This window comes from Thioclava sp. UBA3469 (assembly GCF_002378135.1).
GTDB classification, from domain to species: domain Bacteria; phylum Pseudomonadota; class Alphaproteobacteria; order Rhodobacterales; family Rhodobacteraceae; genus Thioclava; species Thioclava sediminum.
The window spans coordinates 1-1479 of the sequence record NZ_DFRG01000070.1; the positions used below are offsets into that span (position 1 = coordinate 1).

Genomic DNA, 1479 nt, shown 5'->3' on the forward strand with positions numbered 1-1479 from the left:
GCGCATTGCGCCACCCGATCCCGGCGACTGGGCGATGGCGGCGCATCGTGCGCGGATGCGGCTCTCGGCGGCGATCCAGGCGCGGATCGCGGGCCAGCCCGGCGCGGTCGCGGCGGCACTGATGACGGGCGACCGCTCCGGCCTCAGCGAGGCCACGCGTGAGGTGATGCGCCGCTCCAGCCTCGCCCATCTGATCGCGATTTCCGGGCTGCATATGGGGATGCTCGCGGGCTTCGTCTTCGGTCTGGTGCGCTACGGTCTGGCGCTGGCGGGGCGCCCGGCCCTGATCTGGCCTACGAAGAAACTGGCCGCCATCGCAGCGCTGATCGCGGCCAGCGGCTACCTCTGGCTCGCGGGGCCTGCTGTCTCGACCCAGCGCGCCTGGATCATGGTGTCGATCATGCTTCTCGCCGTACTGGCCGACCGCCGCGCGCTGAGCCTGCGCACTGTCGCGCTCGCCGCCTCGCTCCTGCTGATCTGGCGGCCCGAGAGCCTGACCGAACCCGGCTTCCAGATGTCCTTCGCCGCGACCACCGCGCTGATCGTGGCGCTGGGTCCGTGGACCCGCGCGGCGCGCCATCTGCCGCGGCTGTTGCGCCCGGTGCTGATGCTGGTTGCGACCTCGCTCATCGCAGGTGGGGCCACCGCACCGATCGTGGCGGCGCAGTTTCACAGGCTCTCGGAATACGGGGTGCTGGCCAACCTCTTCGCGGTGCCCGCAATGGGGCTCGTGATCATGCCGATGGGCGTGCTCGCGGCACTGCTCGCGCCCCTCGGCCTCGCAGGGCCCGCGCTTTGGGCGATGGGGCAGGGCACGGCATGGATCCTGCGCGTGGCGGAGTGGGTGAGCGGCCTCGACGGCTCGGTTCTTGCGATCGTCCAGCCGGGGCCGTGGGTGATCCCTTTGATTGCGCTTGGTGCGTTGGGGGCGATCCTGACGCGCGGGGCCGGGCGCAGTGCGAGCGTCGGTCTGATCCTTCTGGGCGGCGCCCTTTGGCTGCGCGCCGGGGCGGAGCGTCCGGCGCTGCTGATCGCGCCCGAGGCGCAGCAGGTCGGTCTGATGACCTCGCAAGGCCGGGCGCTGTCGAAACCGAGCGCGGGATTCATCTCCGAACGCTGGCTAGCGGCGGATGGCGATCCGGCTTCGCTGGAAGAGGCCGCCGCACGCCCCGCCTTCTCTGGGCCGCGCGGTGCGCGGATTGCGCAGTTTAAACGCGCGCCGCTCGCCCATCTCACGGGAAAATCGGCAAAAGAGGCCCTGCCTGCGATTTGCGCGAAGGGCGGCTTTGTCGTGATTTCCACCAGGGTCGAAACCCCCACGGGCCCTTGCGATCTGTGGGACGCGGCGCGCCTGCGCGACACTGGCGCGGTCGCCATCAGCGCCACGGGCGAAGTCACGACGACCGCGCAAGTCAAAGGTCGCCGCCTCTGGACGCGCCCTTGACCTTCGCTCTTTCCAAATATCCCCGCCGGAGGCTC

General features: G+C 70.7%; 1 protein-coding gene. It reads left to right on the forward strand.

What is annotated here, in order from left to right; all coding sequences use genetic code 11:
• The coding region (locus B3D39_RS06195; protein ID WP_286789515.1) for a ComEC/Rec2 family competence protein at window positions 1-1444 on the forward strand (1444 nt) is incomplete at its 5' end.
• Window positions 1445-1479 lie beyond the last annotated feature (35 nt).